The sequence below is a fragment of the Abyssibacter profundi genome (assembly GCF_003151135.1).
Classification (GTDB): Bacteria; Pseudomonadota; Gammaproteobacteria; order Nevskiales; family OUC007; genus Abyssibacter; species Abyssibacter profundi.
This window is the reverse complement of record NZ_QEQK01000020.1, coordinates 19,206-34,714: the sequence shown is the minus strand read 5'-3', so window position 1 is coordinate 34,714 and position 15,509 is coordinate 19,206. Positions and strand designations below refer to the sequence as shown.

The following is a 15,509-nucleotide window of genomic DNA, read 5'->3' as shown; positions in this document are numbered from 1 at the left end:
ATGCCCGCCAGTGAAGCCGCGCCGCAATGGCAGCGCGTCGGTTTGCTCAACGAGATTCCCCGCATGGGCGCCAAGACGCTGACCCATCCGGGTGGCCGGGTTGCGGTGTTCCGCACGGCCGACGATCAGGTGTTTGCCCTGGACGATGCCTGCCCGCATCGCGGCGGTCCGTTGTCGCAGGGCATTGTGTCTGGATGCCGGGTGTACTGCCCGCTGCATGACTGGTGCATCGAGCTGCAGTCAGGCGAGGCGGTCGCCCCGGATGAAGGGCAGACCGGCACGCTGGCCACCCGCGTCGATGGCGACGTGGTCTTTGTCGCGCTGCCCATCTGAGATGCCAGCGACCGCCACGCAGTCGCCTGTTCGCACCACCTGCCCTTATTGCGGGGTGGGTTGTGGCGTGCTGGCCACCCCCTTGGAGAACGGCCAGGCCACGATTGCCGGTGATCCGGCGCACCCGGCCAATGCGGGACGGCTGTGCTCAAAGGGCAGCGCGTTGGGTGAGACGCTGGATCTGGATCAGCGACTGTTACACCCCAGCGTGGACGGCCAAGCCGTGGACTGGAACACCGCGCTGGATGACGTGGCGGGTCGTTTTCGTCGCGTGCTGGATTCGCATGGGCCGGAGGCGGTGGCCTTGTATGTCTCGGGTCAGTTGTTGACCGAGGATTACTACGTGGCCAACAAGTTCGCCAAGGGTGGACTGGGCACCGGCAACATCGATACGAACTCCAGGCTTTGCATGTCGTCCTCGGTGGTGGGCTACCAACGGGCCTTCGGCGAAGACGTGGTCCCTGGCTGTTACGAGGACCTCGATGTGGCCGACCTCATCGTGTTGGTGGGAGCCAATACGGCCTGGTGTCATCCCATCGTCTACCAGCGCATTCGTGGTAATCAGCGGCAACGCAAGGCACAGGTCGTGGTGATCGATCCGCGGCGCAGCGCCACCGCAGAGGAGGCAGATCTGCATTTGCCGCTCGCGCCGGGGAGCGATGTCGCGCTGTTCCAGGGACTGCTGGCCTTTCTGGAGCACAACGGTCATCTGGACTACCGCTATCTGGAGGCCCAGGTCAGCGGGTTTGGCGAGGCGCTGGCCGCTGCCCGGGAGCAAGGCGCATCCCCGGCGGCGGTGGCTGCGCGCTGCGGTCTGGGTGCAGAGGATGTGGCGCGCTTCTTCCAGCTATTCGCCCGCACGGACCGGGTGGTCACGCTCTACTCGCAGGGCGTGAATCAATCCAGCGCCGGCAGTGACAAGGTCAGCGCCATCATTAATTGTCACCTGGCAACCGGACGCCTGAATCGGCCCGGTACCGGCCCCCTGTCGATAACCGGTCAGCCGAACGCCATGGGTGGGCGCGAGGTCGGGGGCCTGGCATCGACGCTGGCTGCCCACATGGGTTTTGACGAGGCGGATCGGGTCCAGCGGTTCTGGGGGAGCTTGGCCGTCGCCCGCCAGCCGGGGCTGAAAGCGGTCGATTTGTTCGAGGCCGTGCATGCCGGCCGGATACAGCTGATCTGGATCATGGCGACCAATCCCGTGGTTTCCATGCCGGACGCCGATCGCGTGCGTGAGGCATTGCTGCGCTGTCCGAATGTGATCGTCTCCGACTGCATGGCCAATACCGATACGGTGGCCACCGCCAACGTCCGGCTTCCCGCCGAGGCCTGGGGGGAGAAGGACGGCACGGTAACCAACTCGGAGCGGATGATCTCCAGGCAGCGGCGGTTTCTGCCGGCGGCCGGTGAGGCGCGGCCAGACTGGTGGATGGTGGCCCAGGTGGCCCAGCGGCTTGGGATGGAGGGCTTTGATTATGAAACAACGGCGGAGATCTTTGACGAACATGCGCGGCTGACTGCATTCGAGAACGACGCCAACGGTCGCATCCGCCAGTTGAATCTGGCGGGACTGGTCGGGCAGGGCGCCCAGGCCTATGCGGCCATGGCCCCACGCCGGTGGCCGATACTCGGACCCGAGGATCGAGCCAGACCGTTCGCGGATCACCCGTTTTCAACGGATCAGGGCAAGGCGCGCATGCAGGTGCTCCAGCCACGTGCCCCGGCGCATCCGCCCAATCCCGATTATCCGTTGGTACTCAATACCGGACGTGTGCGTGATCACTGGCACACGATGACGCGCACCGGCAAGGCACCTCGCTTGGGTGGGCATCGGCCGGAGCCGACCGTGGATGTGCATCCGCAGGATGCGCGCAGTCTGTCTCTGTTTGAGCAGGACGTGGCCCTGATCGAGAGCCGATGGGGACGGGCGCTGGCCCGGGTCCATATCGATACCGGTCAGCGGCCGGGTTCGGTCTTCGTGCCGATGCACTGGAACGATGCCGTGTCCAGTCGCTGTCGGATCGATGCCGTGGTCAATCCGGTGGTCGATCCCGACTCGGGCGAGCCCGAGTTCAAGCACACCCCCGTGCGTGTGCGTGCGCTGCCGGCCGCCTGGTATGGCTTTGCCTTGAGCCGCGAGGCGCTGGCGGCCGATGCCGGCGGGCCACGAGACACCGCACCGGCGTATTGGGTACGGGCGAGAGGTCCGGCCTTCTGGCGCATGGAGTTCGTCAGCATCGACGAACACCTGTCGCCGGAAGACTGGGTGGAGCGAGCCAAGGTGTGGCTCGGAGGCGAGCGCGATGAATGGCTGCAGTATGTCGACGCCAGGACGCGGCAGGGTCGCATCGCGCGCATCAGGGATGGTCGCCTGGTCGGCTGTCTATTTGTTGCGGCAGGACCGGCGCGTCTGCCGGATCGAGGTTGGCTTGGCGGCTTGTTTGCCAAACCGGCGCTCGACGAGGCAGACCGCCGGGGTCTGTTGGCGGGTCAATCGCCGGACCCCGGGGCCGACCCCGGACCGCAGGTCTGCGCCTGCTTTGGCGTCGGCCGACAGGCCATCGTCGATGCCATTGCCCAGGGCTGCGGCGATACGGATGCCATTGGCGCCCGGCTCAAGGCCGGAACCAACTGCGGATCCTGCCTGCCGGAGCTACGCGCATTACTCGCGGCCGCCGGATGATCGCGGCCCTGCTGCGCTGGTTGGCTCTGGCCTGGCTCGGGCTGTTCGTATGGACACACCCTGGCCTGGCGAGTCCGGCAGAGCCCGCGCGCGTGGCCGTGGCGATGAATTTTCTGCCGGTTGCCCGTGAATTGGCGCCCTTGTTTCGGCGACAAACCGGACACCGCCTCACGTTGATCGGTGGCGCATCCGGCAAGCTTTACGCCCAGATTCGCCAAGGCGCTCCGTATGACGTGCTGTTATCGGCCGATCGCGATAAACCGGCGCGGCTGGAAGCGCTGGGGCTCACCGTTCCAGGCAAGCGCTTTGTTTATGCCAGCGGCCGGCTGGCACTTTGGGCCGGTGACGGGCAGCCGCTGCGCGGGCCTCAGCGGCTGTACGCCGAACCGACGATTGCGCTGGCCAATCCGCGCCTGGCGCCCTATGGCCAGGCCGCGATGCAGGTGCTGCGCTACCTCGCACTCGATCTGGATGCCACGCAACGGGTGCTGGGCGAAAACGTGGCCCAGGCCACGCGTTATGTCGCGACCGGACACGCGCCGATCGGGCTGGTTGCGTGGTCGCTGATTCCGCCGTCCCAGCGTAACCAGGCCTGGCTGGTGCCCGCGCATTGGCATGCACCGATCGACCAGGAAGCCGTGTTGCTGCTCCGTGGTGCCGGGCAGCCGGCCGCGGTGGCCTTCATCCGTTGGCTACGCGGCCAGCCGGCGCAAGCGCGTATCGAGGCGGCTGGCTATGCCGTTGTCGATCGCGCCGCTATCTCGTGACATTGGCCGCCGCTGACTGGCAGGCGCTGGCGTTAAGCCTGCGGCTGGCGCTGGTCTCGACGCTGTTCCTGCTCATTCTCGCCACACCGTTGGCCTGGTGGCTGGCGCGGGGCAGCAGCCGCTGGCGGGCCATCGTCGCAACACTGGTGGCCATGCCGCTGGTGTTGCCGTCCAGTGTCCTGGGTTTCTACCTGCTCATCGTATTGGGTGAGGGCGGCCCCATCGGGGCATGGACGCAAGCCCTGGGGCTGGGGCGTCTGCCATTCACATTCGAAGGGCTGGTGCTGGCCTCGGTGGTGTACTCGCTGCCCTTCGTCGTCCAGCCGATTCAGGGCGCGATGGAGGCGGTGGGGTCCGCATCGCTGGATGCCGCCGCGACCCTGGGAGCCGGTCCGCTGGACCGCCTGGTCACGCTGGTGCTTCCGATGTCCTGGCCCGGCTTCGTGACCGCTGCCGTGCTGGGGTTTGCGCACACGCTGGGTGAATTCGGCGTGGTGTTGATGATGGGCGGCAGCCTGCCGGGCGAGACGCGCGTGGCTGCCGTGCAGATTTACGAGCATGTGGAATCGCTAGACTACGACCGGGCCCATGGGCTGGCGGCGTGGCTGGTTGGCCTGTCCTTTGCCGTGTTGCTGCCGGTTTACGGCTGGCGCGGACGGTTGCTTGGCTTGCGCGGCGTCGGGACATGACCGGCTGTCCGCCGACAACATCGCCCTGCGGGTTGCGGGTGCAGCTCAGGCTGGCGGCTGCGGTCCCGTCATGCGCGGATCGTCTGGCGGTCGATTTGCAGTTGCCGGGTCGAGGTGTGACGGCCATCTTCGGCCCGTCAGGTGCCGGAAAGACCACCCTGCTGCGCGCCATCGCCGGCCTGTCGGCCGCTCAGGGTTGGGTGACCCTGGGTGGGCAGTCTTGGCAATCACCGCAGCATCAGCTACCGGCTCACCGACGCCGGATCGGTTACGTGTTCCAGGATTGCGCGCTGTTCCCGCATCTCACAGTGCGGGGCAATCTGCGTTATGCCGCCCGGCGGGCCGGTGACGGGGCCCCCGGTTTCGATGCGGTGGTCGAATCACTGGAACTGGGTCAGTTGCTGGACAGGCGTCCGCAAACGCTATCCGGTGGGGAGCGCCAGCGTGTCGCTATCGCTCGCGCATTGCTCGTCGGGCCCGCGCTGTTGCTACTGGACGAACCCTTGTCCGCGCTGGACCCGGAGCGACGCCACCAGCTGCTGCCGTATCTCGACCGTCTCTGCCGTGATCAGGCGCTGCCCGTGCTGTACGTCACGCATCGCGTGTACGAAGTCGCTCGGTTGGCGGATTACGTCGTGGAGCTGCGTCAGGGGCGGGTGGCCAGGCAGGGGACGGTGCGGGACGTGCTGCCGCATCTGCGGGGCGCCCATGAAGAACCCGGCGCGCTCATCGAGGCGCAGGTCGTCGAGCAGGATGCCCGCTGGGGGCTGCTGCGCGCCGCGTTCGCAGGTGGTGCACTGTGGGTCGATGGGCGCCTCGGGCAGCCCGGCGCCTACTTGCGGCTGCAGGTGCAGGCCCGCGATGTCAGCCTGAGCCGTGACCCCGAGGCCCGCAGCAGCCTGCTCAATCGCCTGCCCGTCACCGTCGAGGCGCTGGATGGGCCCGGCGATGGGCCAGATCAGCTGGTTCGGCTTCGTGCCGGGTCGACCCCTCTGCTGGCACGGGTGACCCGACGATCTGTCGCGGAACTCGGGCTGTGTTCAGGCGACCAGCTTTGGGCGCAGATCAAGGCGGTGGCCGTGCTGCGCTGATTGCTGTTCAGCGACCGGCAAAGTAGTGCTCCAGTGCCCGAGTCAGCGGTTTAAGAAAAAACTGGCTCTCCGGCTGCACGGTCGCGGTGATTCCCGCCTCGGCCAGGCTGGCGGTGACGACCGGTCCGACCGACGCTACGCAGGTCTGCATCAGCGCGGTCTTCAGGGCCGCATCCCGCTCATACTTGCGCGCCACTCGAAAGAGGTAGCGCAGCTGCGGTGCGCTGGTCAGTGCGATGGCATCCACCTGACCATCCACCAACGCGTCGATAAGACCCAGCACGTCTTGTTCGCTGGCCTTGTCGGCATAGACGTAGGGCGCCACGCAATCGGCCAGGGCGCCGGCCTGTTCCAGCCATTGCATTAACGGCGTGTTCGGATTGTCACCGTAGAGCTGAACGCCGACATGTTGGCCGGCCAGTGCATGGTCTTTTAGCGCTTGGATGACACCGGCTGTTGTGGGAGGGGAGACGACCAGTGACGGGGTGATGCGCAAGGCTCGAAGTTCGCGGGCGGGCTTGGGGCCCCGGCAGACGTTGAAGCACTGGCCCAGCTGACGCACAAACGCCTCTTCCAGCACCGGGTTGGTGCGATGCACCACCTTCATGGTGCGGCGTAGCCCTTCGCCGGTGAGCCAGATGACCGTATCGAAGCTTCCTGCAACCAAGCGGTCACACCAGCGGGCGACCGGTTCGGGGTCTGGCGCGTCCAGAATCGCGACCAGCGGGCAACGCAGCACGCGAGCCCCGCGCTCTTCCAGCAAGCGGCAGAACACGTCCAGAGAGCGGGTTTCCGGTACGGCAATGCGTTTCCCCTGCAGGGAAGACGCAACCACGGGGCGACGATTCGAGGGCTGTTCCATACCAGTGACTCTGCGGGTTTGTCACCCGTGGCTGCAATGGTCGAGCCAGCACGGCCGGGTTGGCATCAGCATTGCTTCTAGACATGGCGTCGAGTCGCGGACAACGGTGTCCAGCAGCGGCCCGGCCCGAACATTGTCTGCACAGCCCTGCGGCTGGTCAGGCCCGAACAAAGGCGTTCGCATGAGTCAGCCCCAAAGGCTGCACTCGGCGGGCGCTTTTTTTTTGCGCTGAACGGAGCCCAAGCCATGTTGAAGCACTGCATTGCCAGTCTCGGAGCCCTCATGCTGTCGACCACAGCCCTGGCCGCCGAGCCTGAAAAGCCCGACCTTAAATTCGGATTCATCAAGCTCACCGATATGGCGCCGCTGGCGGTGGCCAAGGAGCTGTTTTTCTTCGAGGACGAGGGGCTTTTTGTCGAACTGGAAGCCCAGGCCAATTGGAAGGTCTTGTTGGACCGGGTCATTGACGGCCAGCTCGACGGCGCCCACATGCTGGCCGGCCAGCCGCTGGGGGCCACGATTGGCTTCGGCACCCAGGCACATGTGGTGACCGCGTTTTCCATGGATCTGAATGGCAACGGAATCACGGTGTCCAACGAGGTCTGGGAGCAGATGAAGCCCGGCATCCCGAAGCGCGCCGACGGCAAGCCGGTGCATCCGATCAAGGCCGACTACCTCAAACCCGTGGTCGAGCAGTACAACGATGCCGGCAAGCCGTTCAAGATGGGCATGGTCTTCCCGGTATCCACCCACAACTACGAGCTGCGGTACTGGCTGGCTGCCGGCGGGATTCACCCCGGTTTCTACGCGCCGCTCAAGGGGGATATCTCGGGCACGCTGGAAGCTGATGCCCTGCTATCCGTGACACCACCGCCGCAAATGCCGGCGACGCTGGAAGCCGGCACAATCTACGGTTACTGCGTCGGTGAGCCCTGGAATCAGCAGGCGGTGTTCAAGGGAATCGGCGTCCCGGTCATCACCGACTACGAAATCTGGAAGAACAACCCCGAGAAGGTCTTCGGCGTGTCCAAGGCCTGGGCGGATCGCTATCCGGAAACGCACAAGGCTGTGGTCAAGGCGTTGATTCGCGCAGCGGCCTGGCTGGATGAAAACAACAACGCCAACCGCGGCAAGGCCGTGGAAATGCTCGCGCGGCCGTACTACGTGGGGGCGGACGAGGAGGTCATCGCCAACTCCATGACCGGCACCTTCGAATACGAAAAAGGCGACAAGCGCGCCGTGCCGGATTTCAACGTTTTCTTCCGCTACAACGCCACCTATCCCTACTACTCGGATGCCATCTGGTACCTGACGCAGATGCGGCGTTGGGGGCAGATTCCCGAACACAAGCCGGACGACTGGTACATGGAGACCGCCCGCAAGGTGTATCGGCCCGATGTGTACGCCGCGGCGGCCCGCGAGTTGATCGAAGAGGGTTACTTCGAAGCCTCGGATTTCCCGGATTTCGATGAGGAAACCGGCTTCAAACCGCCGCAGACCGAATTCATCGACGGCATCACCTATGACGGCACCCAGCCCAATGCCTATTTGTCGTCGTTCCCTATCGGTATGAAGCAAGGCGACATTTATCGCTAGTGCACGGGCCGTGCCCGGGCACAGGCTCCGGGCACGGCAGGCTTCTTGCAGCCGAGTAACCGATCCCCGGCGGGATCACGGAGAGACTCGATGAAAGCGCGCATCGTCAATGGACTCAACACGGCCGGCTTTGCCTGGCTCTCGCCCATGGTCTTGCTGGCCAGTGGTGACAATCCCCGTGAGCAACTGCACGCCCTGTGGCAGCGTATCGGCCTGCCATTGCTGGCCATCGGTATCTTCCTGATGCTGTGGGCTGCGGGCGCGGCGCAGGTGAATACCAGTCTGGGGCAGTTGCCGGGCCCGGCGCAGACCTGGGCGCAGGCCAAGAATCTACATGCCGAACATCGTGCCGAACGCGAACGGGCAGAGGCGTTTTACGAGCGTCAGGAGCAACGGCATGAACGGCAGCTGGCCCGTAACCCGGACGCCAAGCTGGTGTACCGGGACTACACCGGCGCACCGACGTTTTACGACCAGATCTGGACCAGTCTGCAAACGGTCTTCGCCGGCTTTGTGCTGGCCACGATTATTGCCATTCCCATCGGTGTGGCCTGTGGGCTGAGCGAGACGCTGAACACGGCGATCAGCCCGCTGATTCAGGTGTTCAAACCGGTCTCGCCTCTGGCCTGGCTGCCCATCATCACCATTGTGGTGTCGGCGGTGTACGTCACGCCTGATCCGATGATTGAGAAGTCGTTCATCAACTCGGCGCTGACCGTCACGCTGTGCTCGCTGTGGCCCACATTGATCAACACCGCCGTCGGCGTTTCTCGTATTGATAGCGACCTGATCAACGTCGGACGGGTGATCAACCTGCCGCTGGCCACGCGCATCCGCCGGATCGCGCTACCGGCCTCCTTGCCGATGATCTTCACCGGGCTGCGCATCTCCCTGGGCATCGGCTGGATGGTGCTAATCGCCGCGGAAATGCTCGCGCAGAACCCCGGTCTGGGGAAATTCGTCTGGGACGAGTTCCAGAACGGCAGTTCCAACTCTCTCGGCCGGATTCTGGTGGCAGTGATCACCATTGGATTGATCGGCTTCTTACTCGACTGGCTGATGCTCACGCTCCAGCGGCTGGTCTCCTACGAAACGGATCGCTAGGCGAGGTTTCGACATGAGCGAACAACAACAAGCGCCTTCCGCACATCTGGAAATCAGCCAGGTCAGCAAGGTCTTCGACACCCAGTCCGGGACGTTCAAGGCCCTGGACAACGTGCACGTCAAGATTGCCGAGGGCGAATTCATCTCGCTCATCGGCCACTCGGGCTGCGGCAAGTCCACGGTGCTGAACATTGTCGCCGGGCTGACGGATGCGACAGAGGGCGGGGTGATTTTGGAGGGGCGCGAGGTCCGTGGCCCCGGCCCCGAGCGAGCGGTGGTGTTTCAGAACCATGCGCTATTCCCTTGGCTGACGGTGTACGAAAACGTCGCCATTGCCGTGAAGCATGTGTTTCGTGGCCGCAAGACCAAGGCCGAGATGCGCGACTGGATTCTGCACAACCTCGAGCTGGTGCACATGGGTCACGCCGCCGATAAGCGCCCGGATGAAATCTCCGGCGGCATGAAACAGCGCGTGGGCATTGCCCGGGCGCTGGCCATGGAGCCGCGGGTGCTGCTGATGGACGAACCCTTCGGTGCCTTGGACGCGCTGACGCGGGCGCATTTGCAGGATTCGCTGATGGAGATCCATCAGCGTCTCAACAACACGGTCATCATGATTACCCATGACGTGGACGAGGCCGTCTTGCTATCCGACCGGATTGTCATGATGACCAACGGTCCGGCAGCCACGGTGGGCGAGATTCTCCAGGTCGATCTGCTGCGACCGCGCAAGCGGCTGGAGCTGGCCGATGATCCGCACTACAACCATTTGCGTGCCGAAGTTCTGCACTTTCTGCACGAGCGCCATGCCAAGCCCGATGTGCCGGCAAGCGCGCTGGCCGATTCCGCCGAAGCGCCAGCCGGTCCGGACACGGTGGCGGGGACCGAGCAGCCGGCGGCCCGCTCGTCATCGGGCACCGGCCGGGTGCCGGCCGGGCGTCCGCTGGAGATTGGCTACATCCCGTTAACCGATGCGGCGCCGCTGGTGGTGGCCCACGAACTGGGTCTGTTCCGGCAGGAGGGCGTTGACGTATCGCTGGTGCGCGAGACCTCCTGGGCTTCTATTCGCGACAAGGTGGCCATTGGCATGCTCGATGGCGCGCAGATGCTGGCCCCGATGCCGCTGGCGGCTAGCGTCGGTGCTGGCGGACCCAAACAGGCACTGACAGCGCCGATGACCCTGTCACAGGGCGGCAACGGTCTCACGGTTTCGCGCGACCTGTTCCGGGACATGTGCGATCTCGACCCCGATCTGAGCAGCGATCGTCGACGCGCACCCGCCGCCTTGCGCAAGGTGGTGGAGCAGCGCGCGGCACGTGGCCGGCAGCGGCTGACCTTCGGCGTCGTGTTCCCGAGTTCCAGCCATAACTATCTGCTCCGACACTGGCTGGCCAGCGGCGGCATCGATCCCGACCGCGATGTGCGGCTGGTCGTGATTCCGCCGCCGCAGATGGTGACAAACCTCGATGTCGGCAATGTCGCCGGATTCTGTGTCGGCGAGCCCTGGAATACCGTGGCCGTGGAGCGGGGTATCGGCGTGACCCTAGCCACCAGCGCCGAGCTGTGGCCCGATCATGTCGAAAAGGTGTTCGGTGTCGGCGAGACATTGTCACGCCGTCGGCCGGAGGCGCTGGCCGGGCTGCTGCGGGCCTTGAACACCGCTGGCCGCTGGCTGGAAGACCGCACACACACCCAGGACATCGCACGGTTGCTGGCCTCGCCGCATTATCTCAATCAGTCCGTGGATGACCTGTTGCCCACGCTGTCCGGGCAGTTCCGCTTCGCCCGTGAGCTAGACCCCGAGCCGGTGCGTATCCAGCGCTTCACCCACGATGCGAGCGCGCGGCCGGATGCGGCGTCTGCCCTTTGGTGGTTGACGCAGATGTACCGCTGGGGGCAGTTGGAGCGGCCGGTGGCCATGACCAATGCCACCGCTGCGGTTTACGGTGCCGAGGTCTTTGATCAGGTGCTGGGCACGCCGGCTCAGGCGTCCGCGCCCAACACGCGGATACTGGGGCCTGAGTTCGACCCCGCCAGGCCCCTGGATTACCTCAATCAGCTGCCGATTGGCGCCAAACCAGCCTGGCTGGCGGCCGCGCTGGGTCGGGAGGCGGCGTGATCCGGGTGCTGTACTTCGCCGCATTGGCGGACCAAGCCGGTCGCCACGAGGAGTGGCTCACGCCCGAGCCGTCCGACACGGCGCAGCAGCTGTATGAACGCCTGGCGCAGCAACGGGGCCTCCGCCTGTCGCGTCGACAGCTCCGGGTTGCGATTAACGAGCAATTCGCCGACTGGTCCGATGTGCTGCGTGCCGGTGATCAGGTGGCCTTTTTGCCGCCCATGTCCGGAGGCTGACGCCGCATGTTTCGCCTAACCGACCAAGCCATCGATATCACCGCTGCGGCCGCGGCTCTGTCAGACCCGCACAGTGGCGGTTTTGTCGAGTTTCGTGGCTGTGTGCGCAATCACCATCACGGGCGTTCGGTCGAGCAATTGCACTACAGCGCCTACCCAGCGCTGGCCATCACGGAGGGAGAGCGCATTCTCGAGGAGGCCCGACAGCGCTACGCCATCGATGCGGTGGCCTGTATTCACCGGACGGGGGATTTGCAAATTGGCGACACCGCGGTGTGGGTCGGTGTGGGCGCGGCTCACCGGGACGCCGCTTTTGCCGCCTGCCGGTATGTGATCGATGAGGTGAAGCGGCGGTTGCCGGTCTGGAAACATGAACGTTATCTGGACGGCGAGACCCAGTGGGTGGGCTGTCAGGGCTGTGCCGACCATGGTCACGACCCGCGGTATGACCGCCAGCAGCGCGTGCCGGGGGTCGGCGAGGCTGGCCAGCAACGCCTGCGGCAAGCGCATGTCGCGGTGGTCGGTGTCGGGGCGTTGGGGTGTCCCGTGGCCGACCTGCTTGCCGGAGCAGGCGTTGGTCGTCTGACCTTGATCGACCCGGATCGGGTAGAGCTCAGCAATCTGCATCGCCAGTCGCTTTATGCCGAGGCCGACGTGGGGGCGCTCAAGGTGGATGCCGCCCGTCGGCGACTTTTGGAGCGCAATAGCTCGACCGTCATCGATGCCAGGCCGCAGGCATTGGCTGCCGGCAACGACACGGCATGGCTGGACGATGCCGATCTCGTAGTGGACTGCAGCGACGATCCGGCCAGCAAACAATGGGTGACGCATCGGGCGCGAGTCAGCGGTCGGCCCTGCATCGTCGGTGGAGTGCACCAGCTGGCTGGCGGACTGTTCGTCAGCCCCCGCCAGGCCCAGGACGGTGTGTGCTGGGCGTGCATCAGTGCTCAAGGGAGCGACTGTGGGGACCAGGGCGTGCTGGGCCCGACACCGGCTGTCATCGGTGCCGCAATGGCGGGCGAGGCCTTGCGACGACTAATCGGTCTGGATTCTGCGCTCGCCGGGCGGTGGACCGTGCTGGATTTCGGGTCCGGCCAGTTTCAGCGATTCGTGCCAAAGCAGCGCAAGACCTGCCGCTGTCACCAGGAGGCGGACGGCCGATCGGACGCAGTCCAACGTGACCGCTTGGACCCCGCCCTGCACTGGATTGACCTGCGTGAAGCGACCGAGCGTCGTCTGCGCCCGCTGCCCGGTGCACAGCCGCTTGCCTTTGATGAGGCCATGGCTGGCCGTGGTCTGGAGCCAGACCAGCGCTACTTGCTGATCTGCACCAGTGGCCGGCGTAGCGAGGCCGTTTGCCACACGCTGCGCGAGCAGGGTTTTGGTCAGGTCTGGACGCTGACCGGCGGTGTGCGTGCCCTGCCGGACGAGTCGACGCCGCTGGCCTGCAGCGCATGACATTGGCACCAGAGCAGGTGACCGCGGGCATTCTTGCCGGCGGAGCAGGCCGGCGGATGGGCGGGCTGGATAAAGGCCTGATGCGCCGGGCCGGCGCGCCGCTGGTCAAGACGCTGATCCAGCAACTTCAACCCGATGTTTGTGCCCTTTGGCTTAGCATTCATCGCAACGTCCCGGCTTACCAGGCCGTGCTGGACGGGATCGAGCCGCGGCCCGGTCAGCGCATGGGCGTGGTGACCGATGCGACTGCGGACTATGCGGGGCCGATCGCCGGGGTGCGTGCAGTGTGGAAGGTCTGCTCAACGCCCTACCTGCTACTGGTGCCCGGTGACGCGCCCGGGCTGCCCGCCGATTTCGTCCAACGGATGACCCAGGCTTTAACCACCCAGGCCACGCGTGTCGTGGTTGCGCAGGTCGGACAGGACCGTCACTACACCGCATGTTTGCTGCAGCGGGATGCCTTACCGCTGCCCCCCGGCCGGGGTTCCCTGCGGGATTGGCTCAGCCTGACCCCCGTTGGCACCGCCCCCATGCCCGCGGCCACGCGGTTGAGCATCAACACCCCGGCTGAGGCCGCAGACTGCGGTGTGCAGCCGGCACCGGAGCCGTGGGTGCCGGTCGCATGAGCCGAGCGTTTGAAGATACCCAGGGACGCCGGCCTCGCAAGCTGCGGGTCTCGCTGACCGACCGGTGCAATTTCCGCTGCGGATACTGCATGCCCGAACAGCCCCAGTGGGCGCCCGCCCGGCACCTGCTCACGTTGTCGGAGCGATTGCGCCTGGTTCGCCTGTTTGTTCAGCGCGCGGGCGTTCGTGCGGTTCGCCTGACCGGTGGCGAGCCGCTGCTGTCCCCCGATCTGGAGCCGATGCTGCGCGAGCTACGCGACGATTCCGAGACCGGCGGGCTCCGGCTATCACTAACGACCAACGCCCAGTTGCTGAGGCGGCGAGCATCGGCGCTCAAGGCCGCCGGCCTGGACGACCTCAATGTCAGCCTCGATGCCCTGGAGCCGGCGCAGTTCGACACGATGACGCGCACCCGGGGGCGATTGCCTGCGGTGCTGGACGGGATCGAGGCCGCCCGCGAGGTCGGCCTGGCGGTGAAGATCAATGCGGTGATCATCCGCGGCCAGAATGAAGATCAGGTCGTGCCACTGCTGGACTGGGCGTCTCGCCGCCAGCTGGTCTTACGATTCATCGAGTTCATGCCCCTGGAGGGCGGGGCGCTCTGGCGCCGCGAGCGTGTCTGCAGTGAAGCCGATATGTTGACGCAGATTCGCCGGGTCCACGGCCGGGTGCATGCGCTCGGCGCCGAAGGGCCCGCAAGCTATTACCAACTGGACGATGGCACCCGCTTCGGGGTCATCCCTACCGTCACCCGGCCGTTCTGCGGCCAGTGTGACCGCATGCGTTTGACCGCCACAGGCGAGCTGTACACCTGCCTGTTCTCGGCGCAGGGCACCCCATTGCAGCCGCTGCTGCGTGATGGAATCAGCGACGATGCGCTGGTCGCGCATTTGTCGGCTGCGGTCCGCGCCAAGCCGCCCGGTTATGCCCGCACCGGCGCGGTCGAGCGTCCCATTACCATGCACGGCCTGGGCGGCTAGGCGTGCACAGGCCAGAGGCCACCGAATGATTAATGTTGGCAACAAGCCGGACACGCTCCGGACGGCGCGTGCCTCCGGGCGCTTGCAGGCACCGGCCGAGGTGCTGGAACGAATCCGCAGCGGCCAGGTGGAGAAGGGGGACTGTTTGCAGGTGGCCCGGGTGGCCGGCATCCAGGCCGCCAAGCGAACGGACGACCTGATCCCGCTTTGTCATCCGCTGCCCATCCACGCGGCCGAACTGGCATTCGAGTTCACCGACGACGCGGTGGTGATTCATGCCGAGGCGGCCGTGATCGGTCCCACGGGCGTGGAGATGGAAGCGCTGGCCGCCGTCTCGGCCGCCGCTCTGACCATTTACGACATGGTCAAGATGTATTGCGAGCCGGAAGACCTGCATATCGACGGGGTTCGATTGCTCCAGAAGACCGGCGGCAAGTCGCAGTTCTCCACGCGACTGCGCGCCCCTAAATCGGCGTTGGTGATTGTCCTGTCCGATACCGTCGCGGCCGGCCGCAAGCCCGACACGGCCGGCCAGGCGGTGCGGGAGCGATTGGCGGCCTGCGGCTTCGCACCGCTGGATTACAGCATCATGCCGGATGAGCCCGAGCCGCTGCTCGAGGCGGTCAATCAAGCGCTTGAGGCCGGCGTGGACTGCATTCTGACGGTTGGAGGCACCGGGATCAGCCCGCGGGATATCACCGTGGAGACCCTGGCGCCACTGATTCGCCGCGACATGCCGGGCATCATGGAGGCGGGTCGCGCATTCGGTCAGCGACGGACACCCTACGCCATGATGTCGCGTGGCATCGCCGGATTGGCCGGCCCGCATGGACGGAGCTTGCTGATGACCCTGCCGGGGAGCCGGGGGGGCGCCACCGAGACCCTGCTGGCCGTCCTGCCCGGGCTGATTCATCTATTCGACTGCCGTGATGCCTTCGCGCATCCCGGCGGGTACCAGTAGG

General features: G+C 65.7%; 14 protein-coding genes and 1 pseudogene. 14 read left to right on the top strand and 1 reads right to left on the bottom strand.

The window, feature by feature from the left end; genetic code table 11:
* The 5 genes from nirD to modC are packed head-to-tail and all read left to right on the top strand — an operon-like array spanning position 1 to position 5,566.
* On the top strand, positions 1-333 hold the full coding sequence (gene nirD, locus DEH80_RS16295; RefSeq protein WP_109721611.1) for a nitrite reductase small subunit NirD: 333 nt from the start codon (positions 1-3) through the stop codon (positions 331-333).
* A gap of 1 nt (position 334) precedes the next feature.
* Complete coding sequence (locus DEH80_RS16290; protein ID WP_109721585.1) at positions 335-3,019, top strand: nitrate reductase; 2,685 nt, start codon at positions 335-337, stop codon at positions 3,017-3,019.
* Positions 3,016-3,786, top strand: a complete 771-nt coding sequence (gene modA, locus DEH80_RS16285; RefSeq protein WP_109721584.1) for a molybdate ABC transporter substrate-binding protein — start codon at positions 3,016-3,018, stop codon at positions 3,784-3,786. The genes DEH80_RS16290 and modA overlap by 4 nt, the downstream gene beginning before the upstream one ends.
* A complete protein-coding gene (modB, locus tag DEH80_RS16280) occupies positions 3,783-4,475 on the top strand; it encodes a molybdate ABC transporter permease subunit (RefSeq protein ID WP_109721583.1) in 693 nt (230 codons plus the stop codon). Before modA ends, modB begins: the two co-directional genes overlap by 4 nt.
* Entirely contained in the window at positions 4,472-5,566 is a 1,095-nt protein-coding gene (gene modC, locus DEH80_RS16275) for a molybdenum ABC transporter ATP-binding protein (RefSeq protein ID WP_109721582.1), read from the top strand. Before modB ends, modC begins: the two co-directional genes overlap by 4 nt.
* Before the next feature lie 7 nt (positions 5,567-5,573).
* Here the strand turns inward: modC and DEH80_RS16270 are convergent, their stop codons facing one another.
* Positions 5,574-6,428, bottom strand: a complete 855-nt coding sequence (locus tag DEH80_RS16270) for a uroporphyrinogen-III synthase (RefSeq protein ID WP_109721581.1) — start codon at positions 6,426-6,428, stop codon at positions 5,574-5,576.
* A 246-nt stretch (positions 6,429-6,674) separates the two neighbouring features.
* Here DEH80_RS16270 and DEH80_RS16265 point away from each other — a divergent pair, with 246 nt between their 5' ends.
* The 9 genes and pseudogenes from DEH80_RS16265 (at position 6,675) to moaCB (ending at position 15,508) form a co-directional block, all read left to right on the top strand.
* Positions 6,675-8,024 carry a CmpA/NrtA family ABC transporter substrate-binding protein gene (locus tag DEH80_RS16265; RefSeq protein ID WP_109721580.1) on the top strand — a complete coding sequence of 450 codons (1,350 nt, stop codon included), beginning with the start codon at positions 6,675-6,677 and terminating at the stop codon, positions 8,022-8,024.
* A gap of 90 nt (positions 8,025-8,114) precedes the next feature.
* Positions 8,115-9,128, top strand: coding sequence for an ABC transporter permease (locus DEH80_RS16260; RefSeq protein ID WP_109721579.1), 1,014 nt, complete (start codon positions 8,115-8,117; stop codon positions 9,126-9,128).
* 13 nt (positions 9,129-9,141) lie between these two features.
* A pseudogene (locus DEH80_RS17775) lies at positions 9,142-9,960 on the top strand (ABC transporter ATP-binding protein); the annotation flags it as partial.
* On the top strand, positions 9,949-11,247 hold the full coding sequence (locus DEH80_RS17770; protein ID WP_330408671.1) for a CmpA/NrtA family ABC transporter substrate-binding protein: 1,299 nt from the start codon (positions 9,949-9,951) through the stop codon (positions 11,245-11,247). The pseudogene DEH80_RS17775 and the gene DEH80_RS17770, both read left to right, overlap by 12 nt.
* Positions 11,244-11,483 carry a molybdopterin converting factor subunit 1 gene (gene moaD / locus DEH80_RS16250; protein WP_109721577.1) on the top strand — a complete coding sequence of 80 codons (240 nt, stop codon included), beginning with the start codon at positions 11,244-11,246 and terminating at the stop codon, positions 11,481-11,483. Before DEH80_RS17770 ends, moaD begins: the two co-directional genes overlap by 4 nt.
* Positions 11,484-11,489: 6 nt before the next feature.
* Complete coding sequence (locus DEH80_RS16245) at positions 11,490-12,941, top strand: ThiF family adenylyltransferase (RefSeq protein ID WP_109721576.1); 1,452 nt, start codon at positions 11,490-11,492, stop codon at positions 12,939-12,941.
* Positions 12,938-13,567, top strand: coding sequence for an NTP transferase domain-containing protein (locus DEH80_RS16240; RefSeq protein ID WP_109721575.1), 630 nt, complete (start codon positions 12,938-12,940; stop codon positions 13,565-13,567). The genes DEH80_RS16245 and DEH80_RS16240 overlap by 4 nt, the downstream gene beginning before the upstream one ends.
* Entirely contained in the window at positions 13,564-14,547 is a 984-nt protein-coding gene (gene moaA / locus DEH80_RS16235; RefSeq protein ID WP_109721610.1) for a GTP 3',8-cyclase MoaA, read from the top strand. The genes DEH80_RS16240 and moaA overlap by 4 nt, the downstream gene beginning before the upstream one ends.
* The gene (moaCB, locus tag DEH80_RS16230) at positions 14,492-15,508 is read left to right on the top strand and encodes a bifunctional molybdenum cofactor biosynthesis protein MoaC/MoaB (protein WP_279323128.1); all 1,017 of its coding nucleotides are present in this window, start codon (positions 14,492-14,494) and stop codon (positions 15,506-15,508) included. Before moaA ends, moaCB begins: the two co-directional genes overlap by 56 nt.
* The last annotated feature ends 1 nt before the right edge of the window (position 15,509 follow it).

Bases quoted from the DNA above. Each gene is read 5' to 3' on its own strand.
- nirD (WP_109721611.1), top strand. From the start codon at position 1: ATGCCCGCCAGTGAAGCCGCGCCGCAATGGCAGCGCGTCGGTTTGCTC.
- DEH80_RS16290 (WP_109721585.1), top strand. From the start codon at position 335: ATGCCAGCGACCGCCACGCAGTCGCCTGTTCGCACCACCTGCCCTTAT.
- modA (WP_109721584.1), top strand. From the start codon at position 3,016: ATGATCGCGGCCCTGCTGCGCTGGTTGGCTCTGGCCTGGCTCGGGCTG.
- modC (WP_109721582.1), top strand. From the start codon at position 4,472: ATGACCGGCTGTCCGCCGACAACATCGCCCTGCGGGTTGCGGGTGCAG.
- DEH80_RS16270 (WP_109721581.1), bottom strand. From the start codon at position 6,428: ATGGAACAGCCCTCGAATCGTCGCCCCGTGGTTGCGTCTTCCCTGCAG.
- DEH80_RS16265 (WP_109721580.1), top strand. From the start codon at position 6,675: ATGTTGAAGCACTGCATTGCCAGTCTCGGAGCCCTCATGCTGTCGACC.
- DEH80_RS16260 (WP_109721579.1), top strand. From the start codon at position 8,115: ATGAAAGCGCGCATCGTCAATGGACTCAACACGGCCGGCTTTGCCTGG.
- DEH80_RS16245 (WP_109721576.1), top strand. From the start codon at position 11,490: ATGTTTCGCCTAACCGACCAAGCCATCGATATCACCGCTGCGGCCGCG.
- DEH80_RS16240 (WP_109721575.1), top strand. From the start codon at position 12,938: ATGACATTGGCACCAGAGCAGGTGACCGCGGGCATTCTTGCCGGCGGA.
- moaA (WP_109721610.1), top strand. From the start codon at position 13,564: ATGAGCCGAGCGTTTGAAGATACCCAGGGACGCCGGCCTCGCAAGCTG.
- moaCB (WP_279323128.1), top strand. From the start codon at position 14,492: ATGCCCGCACCGGCGCGGTCGAGCGTCCCATTACCATGCACGGCCTGG.